Origin of the sequence: Pseudoalteromonas sp. ND6B (genome assembly GCF_000764215.1) — a bacterium.
In the GTDB taxonomy this organism is placed as follows: domain Bacteria; phylum Pseudomonadota; class Gammaproteobacteria; order Enterobacterales; family Alteromonadaceae; genus Pseudoalteromonas; species Pseudoalteromonas tetraodonis.
Window position 1 is genome coordinate 1 of the sequence record NZ_JQFL01000074.1, and the last position, 6,647, is coordinate 6,647.

Annotated in this window: 4 protein-coding genes and 1 pseudogene; 4 read left to right on the top strand and 1 reads right to left on the bottom strand. The window is 40.9% G+C overall.

Annotated features, from left to right (window positions below; genetic code table 11):
* Window positions 1-26: 26 nt before the first annotated feature.
* Window positions 27-1,469, bottom strand: a complete 1,443-nt coding sequence (locus ND6B_RS02960) for an IS1182 family transposase (RefSeq protein WP_013465392.1) — start codon at window positions 1,467-1,469, stop codon at window positions 27-29.
* Window positions 1,470-2,268: 799 nt separating this feature from the next.
* Between ND6B_RS02960 and zapE the strand changes: the two genes are divergently transcribed.
* The 4 genes and pseudogenes from zapE (at window position 2,269) to ND6B_RS02945 (ending at window position 6,413) form a co-directional block, all read left to right on the top strand.
* Window positions 2,269-3,762, top strand: a complete 1,494-nt coding sequence (zapE, locus tag ND6B_RS02955; RefSeq protein ID WP_235420571.1) for a cell division protein ZapE — start codon at window positions 2,269-2,271, stop codon at window positions 3,760-3,762.
* Window positions 3,747-3,908: pseudogene (locus ND6B_RS20025) on the top strand (transposase); the annotation flags it as partial. The gene zapE and the pseudogene ND6B_RS20025, both read left to right, overlap by 16 nt.
* A 915-nt stretch (window positions 3,909-4,823) precedes the next feature.
* Window positions 4,824-5,705 carry an AbiJ-NTD4 domain-containing protein gene (locus ND6B_RS02950; protein ID WP_013463104.1) on the top strand — a complete coding sequence of 294 codons (882 nt, stop codon included), beginning with the start codon at window positions 4,824-4,826 and terminating at the stop codon, window positions 5,703-5,705.
* A 228-nt stretch (window positions 5,706-5,933) separates the two neighbouring features.
* Window positions 5,934-6,413: a hypothetical protein gene (locus ND6B_RS02945; RefSeq protein WP_013463105.1), complete on the top strand. Its 480-nt coding sequence runs from the start codon at window positions 5,934-5,936 to the stop codon at window positions 6,411-6,413.
* The last annotated feature ends 234 nt before the right edge of the window (window positions 6,414-6,647 follow it).

Below are 6,647 nucleotides of genomic sequence, written 5' to 3' on the forward strand. Positions count from 1 at the left end.
CAATTTTCTCCGCGCGAGCGAAACTGCTATAGCAACGCTACTCTAATCGCTTTACTTAGACCATTAACTCCCATAATTGTGAGCATTCTTCTGAAGTTGTAAGCCAGAACATGAAGACTTATTTCTGTACTCACGCTTTTTAAACCTCGTGTTAGTAAGTGGGTAGCTCCCATCCAGAGTTTAATTGTGCCAAAGGGGTGCTCAACAGTTTGCTTGCGATGAAGCATCAATTCAGGTTCATTCTTTAGCTTTTGAAGCATTTCTTCTGTCAGAATCTCATGCACCCACCGCCTTATTCGCCTAGGGTCTTTTTTAGAGTTAGTGCACTGACTTCTTATTTTACAATCTCGACAAGCAATGTGATTGAAGTAAACATCAAGGTATTTACCTTGCTCAAATACCTGCATTCGATTTTGAAGTTCATTACCAGCGGGGCATAAGTAAATATCTTTATTTGCATCGTATTTGAAGAGTGAGCGGTTAAATATCCCTTTCTTTTCAGAGGACGATGTATCCGTCTTGGGCATGATTGGCTCTGCACCCAAATCGATAGTATCTTTTATATCGGGCTGACTGAAGTAACCTTTATCTGCTAATACCCTTATATCTTCCTTGCGCAATGCTTTTTGTGCGAGTTTTGTCATTGACGCAAGCTGGCCTCTATCTGGCACGTTGGTCACCTCATGCGCCACTATAAGGTGGTGCTTGGTATCAACCGCACTTTGCACGTTATAACTCACAACTCTTGTAAAACCTTGAGTTTTCATTAAACGTGAATCAGGATCAGTAGTGGATATTTGCTTGTCAGGATGAGCTTCAACTTGTTCTTTAATCTCGTGTAGTTTTTTTAACTGGCTGCGAAAGTCAGCTAGCCTATCTTTTGTGGCTTTAATTTTTGTGACGTTAGCTTGCTCTTTATCGGCTTCATCAAGTAATTCAAGGTAACGTTCAATGTTCTTTTCGACTCGGTCGATGTGGAATTTAACTTTGCTTGGCGTAAAATTATTGCCTTTGTTGTTGCTAGCTTTAAACTTACTACCATCGATGGCAACAACTGGTTTCTCAAACATATTCAGACGACGGCAGACTTCAACAAACGTTTTGCACACATTTTTTATACCATCTCCGTTGTCTTTTCTAAAATCAGCAATCGTTTTAAAGTCGGGTGCCAATTTACCAAGTAGCCACATCAGTTCAATATTGCGTTGGCATTCGGTTTCTAATCGGCGGGATGATTGAATACGGTTGAGGTAACCATAAAGATACAGTTTTAATAATGTGGCAGGATGATACTTAGGGCGGCCTGTGGACTTTAAAGTTAATCCTTTAAACCCCAATTCAGCTAGATTTAGTTCCTCAATGAAAACATCAATCACTCTGACCGTATTATCTTCACTGACGTAATCTTCCAACGATTCTGGAAATAACGTTGATTGGTCACGACTTTCACCGCTTATAAACTTTGACATACTGCCTCAACCCTCAACTGAATCAATAGTCTAATTATATAAATATCAGTATATTAAGTGAACTAAATGTATAGATTAATAGATCATAAGCAGAACATACTTAGACCAAAAGGTGATCAGAGTTTTCACACAGTCTGTGCCAAAAGCCGACATCAGGTTCTAGTCTAGAAAAGGCTTAAATCGACCTAAAGCTGACGCTAGAAAATTCGAACTATCAGACTATATTGAGCGAAGAATCATCATACGATTAATCAAACTTGGCCTCAGATAAGCCTGTTTAAATAAAAGTAATATTCAAAACTGGTTTGCACAACTTTAGGAGCCGCTTGTCTTGAATTCTTAATTACGTGGAAACATTTGATTAATATACGAAAAATAGCCGACTTTCACTCCCTTAAGAATATAAAATAGATGTCAATATGGAAAACATGAGGCATCATGTATTTTAATTTTAGGAAAAATGACGTTTTATTTTACCTATACTCTGAAGCCTAGGCGTTACCACATTGTACTAAACAGGTTGTCGACTTAAATATCGGCGCGTGTGAGCAAATCTGTCGTTAAAAATAGAGGGGGTTGTGTCTGGGTTCATTTTATAGCCCTTGAGTGGTTTCGTGTTTTATCTAGATAACAAAAATTTTACCATAATAAGGCTAATTTTATTTATATTATTCAGTTAGTTATGCTGTATTGGGCTTCAAGTTGAACTCCGAAACTTGAGTCTCTAATACAAATCCATTTGATACCCATACAGAAATCTAGTGTACCATACCATCATGTTGATAAACTCATCAGCTCCATGATGAAGACGATGATGATGAAGACGATGATGAAGACGAAAATAGCACAACATCGCGTCGCTCGGCCGTGCTTCTCGACAGGCCCCGTGACAGCGGCTTATGAACTCAAGGTGGACGCGGGGGAGGTGCGACGAGATGACGCGCAAGTCGCTCTGGCGGCAAAATTCGATGCCCTGCACGAGTCTCTTGCCTCGCTCCCACCAGTACCCGTGCGCACCGACGATTCGACAGAGAGCAGCTATACAAGCAGCAGTCCACTGTTGCTGGCGCGATCCCTGGCATCCGCCCAGTCCTTTCTTCGAAAGAAGTTCCATTTGTGGACTTTTGGTCCACCACCGCGAGGCATGTACATTCATGGACCGGTCGGGGTCGGCAAGAGCTTTCTAATGGATCTCTTTTACGCGTCGGTTATTGTTCCTGATGATGATTCTTGCTGTAATAATGACAGCCACAAACACGCAAAGATTACCAAACGCCGCGTCCACTTTCATGAATTCATGCTAGACGTCCATCATCGAATCTTTGTTTACAAACAGAAGCACCCCAGAGGTGATGCGATTCCCATCATTGCGCAACAATTGGCACAAGAAGCCCAACTCCTCTGTTTCGATGAATTTCAAGTGACAGACGTTGCCGATGCCATGATTTTGAAAAGACTATTTCTATTATTATTGGATTGGAATGTTGTGGTAGTGGCCACCTCGAATCGCTCCCCCGATGCCTTGTATAAGGGAGGCATTAACCGATCCCTTTTTTTGCCATTCATAGACATGTTAAAACACACGTTCGACATTATTTCCATGGAGGGTTCCACCAAGGATTATCGACTCGAAACTCGAGCTGATGGTCAATCCTATTTTTGGTCAAACAAGGATGTTCATGGCGATAATAATAGTAACAACAACATGCAGGCGCAGTTGGAAGAAATATTTGGTGGCACTGCATCCGGAACTGAGGCCGAGGCCATTCACATACCCTTCGGTCGCACCGTCCAGGTCGCCCGATTGAATGACCGGTGCGCCTGGTTTGACTTTTCCGAGTTATGCTACCAACCACTCGGCGCGGCCGATTATATTTTCCTCTGCGACCGATTTCAGGTCCTCATCATGGACCGGGTGCCGCAATTAGACGCCAATCACCTCGACGAAGCGCGACGATTCGTGACCCTCATTGACGTGTGTTATGAATCTCGCACCCGCTTGGTGCTAGCGGCAAAAGTTCCGCTCGATGAATTATTTGTCGAGTTTGAAGCGCAAGTTGAAAGCAGTGATGGAAATGAAGAGTTGTTTGTCAGTGAGAAGGGGGGAAACTCGAGTTTCTTTGCGACGACCATGATTCGCACCAAAGAGGGTGAACAATTTGAGTGGTCGGCGACGGGTCTAAGTGGCGTGTCACTGGCACAATTATCGGCCGCCAATGATCTCGCCTTTTCCTTTCGACGAGCCGCGTCTCGGTTGGTAGAAATGGGTGGAAAGGAATGGGGACGGCAATGACGAAAGGTCTTTATCTCGCAAACCAATGCACCTATGGCAGAGCAAGGACTTGCGTCAGGCTGTGCCGTTATATTACCCGCTCTGGGATATCGGAAAAAAGGTTGGCAATAACGACTTACGGTAAGGTGCTCTACCAACTAAAAAGTGCCTTACATCAGTTGCAGAGACATCATCCTAATTTGCTAAAACTTAGGCTTATTGCTCCTGAATCGCTATGACCACGAACGTCTGCAATTGGCTCAGGTTGTGTAAAAACTTCAACAACCCAATTAATAACGCAATGCTACGTAAAATGTAAGTTTCCTTAGTTATGAAACTTGGTCAGATTTTAATGTAAGACACATATTTACATCTATTTTTGTTCAAATAATGGGCTGAAAATAGTTTTTACACAGCCTGCGCACGTGGCCGACGGATAGAGGAAGTTGATGTTGAAGGGTTTTAGCAGCAAAATACAGTAATATAATTCTTCGTTCGTATGTCTGCTTTGTCGGAATTGCCGTCCTTAAGATGATTAACTTGTTTGTCTGCTTTTCGCTCAAAGCTGACCTATAGAGTATTTACGTTAACTCGTTTTGGGGCAGAAACGAGTTTGGACTTCTCAGCTTTTACTAGATACAAGCTTATAATCTTAAAGCACAAAACGGAAGTAAACTTCCGGTTTTAAAGCCTGTATTGCTATATTTCGAAAGCAAACTTCCGTTTCTATGGCTTCAAAGGTCGTTTTCGGAAATATACACCTGTTTTCTTGATAGTGTTAACCTAGATTGCTAAATGAGCAACTTTTCAAGGGCTTTTTTGAGCGATAACCGGTCATTGAAATTGGATAAATGTAATTGCTTATTGAGCAAACTTTAGGTGTAATGGATACATAGTTAACGCTGAGCAATGTAGGGAAATAAGTAAGCTGATTTAGCTAAAACCTCTAAAAGCAAACTCCCATAGCTTAAACAACACCTATCCTGACACATCGAACAGATAGCGACTCAGCCCAACAAGCGATTATGCAACACAAATTGCGTATCGTATAAATACTAAAATGTTAGTAGTTAAGGAAAGGTATGAAGTTTTCCCATAGATTTGGTTTTGACCCAGAGTATAAAAATGAACCAATTAGCGAAGAAGCGCCAAATTGGTTGAAAAGCCTTTTCTTTATTAATGTTTTGGAGCCTCTCCTTTATATTGATGGTGATAGCCGTCAAAAGAATGAAGAATCAAAACCGCTGGGAGTTAAAGACTTAATTGAAAGGTTATGTGCAGAAAATGGGCACGAAACTGACTCCGAAGATTTTGACTCATGGACATGTTGGGATGCATTGAAATGCAGACTTATGAATCTCGAATGGTATCAATTTTATGACTTTGTTGAAATTACAGCGATAAAGATTAAAGAACAGGAAATAGAGTACAGCTCAGCATGGGAAAACTCGCGATTCGAATCATTTATGTTTCCGTCATATAGGCAAAAGGTAAATGATTTATTTTCGCAGCATAAAATTCAGTGGAAATTGAATGATGCTGGTAAATTAGAGACCTCACTTCCCAAAGATCTTGAAACAAGAGTATCAGCTATAGACTCTACTTTGCAGGATAAATTTGAACCCGCAAGAGTCCATTATTCCAAAGCTCGATCTTATATATTGAGCCCAAGTAAGGATCCTGAGAATTCAATTAAAGAGTCCGTAAGTGCAGTTGAGAGTGTTTGTAAAACTATCTATCCCAAATGCGCTACGCTAGGTGACGCACTAAAGGCAATGAAAAGGGAGCAACTTATTTCTCCTATGCTTGTAACAGTTTTTGAGAAGTTTTATGCATATACAAATGCTGAACCAGCGGTAAGGCATGGTAGTAATAAAATGTCAGGCGTTGGCGAGATGGATGCAGAATTAGCGTTACATATGTCAGCTGCATTTATAAGAACGATAATTTCTAGAAAGTCGTAATTGACTGCTAATAAGAAATTAAATAAGGACAAAAAATTGTGCGTATCTAACTTCCGCTCATGGCACTTTTGCGAAGTTCAGCTGTGATCGATAATCGGACAGTTAGAATTTAAATGTCTGAAGTCAAGATTTTACCCGTTTGGCTTTAAAAACTAATATATGGACCGCAGGGACCGTACTATTACACTGTTATGCACACCTCAATCAAAGTAGCGAGATAACTCAAATATGCTAGATATCACAACCACGAACATAACTACAATTATCGCAGCATCTGCTGCGGTAGTCGCTGCTGTTTCAGCATGCTTTAGTTACTTCCTTTCTAAACGTATATACGATGAGATTAAGTCGGATGAAACGTTAATAGCAGGACGCTTGCATCAGGTGGGGCTTTCTGAAAAAGCTCATAATGACCCCTTAGTACGTACAGCACTTTTCAATAAATCTGCTCGAAAAGTATTTGTAACAACCGTAAAAGTATATGATCAAGATAATCAGCAAATTCCAGTAACGTGGTCAAACTCAATTTCTAAGGACGGAAATATTGAAGATCCAACTGGGTTGCTTGGGATCGTAAATACAGAGAATCTGTATATTAGGAGAAACGATGGTTCCGAATTTAGAGATGTATCAGTAAAAATTACTCACTCATTTTCCCCTAATGAATTAGTTCTAAAGTTCGATCCTTATCAAGGGTGGTGGCAATAATGCATAACAAGCGTGTCAATTCGACACATTTAAGTTTCGCTCCTGCACGGGAGTTACCAGCGTCCGCTGTTGGCACAGACTGTGTAAAAACTAATTTTTAATAAATTGTCTTGGGTATGTTCTTAGTTTAAAACCATCTAGGATGGTTGCGATCGATTTTTTCTCAGTATTGCAATTTTCTCCGCGCGAGCGAAACTGCTATAGCAACGCTACTCTAATCGCTTTACTTAGACC

Excerpts from the sequence above, each read along its gene's own strand:
- ND6B_RS02945 (WP_013463105.1), top strand. The coding sequence starts at position 5,934 with ATGCTAGATATCACAACCACGAACATAACTACAATTATCGCAGCATCT.
- ND6B_RS02960 (WP_013465392.1), bottom strand. The coding sequence starts at position 1,469 with ATGTCAAAGTTTATAAGCGGTGAAAGTCGTGACCAATCAACGTTATTT.
- ND6B_RS02950 (WP_013463104.1), top strand. The coding sequence starts at position 4,824 with ATGAAGTTTTCCCATAGATTTGGTTTTGACCCAGAGTATAAAAATGAA.
- zapE (WP_235420571.1), top strand. The coding sequence starts at position 2,269 with ATGATGAAGACGATGATGATGAAGACGATGATGAAGACGAAAATAGCA.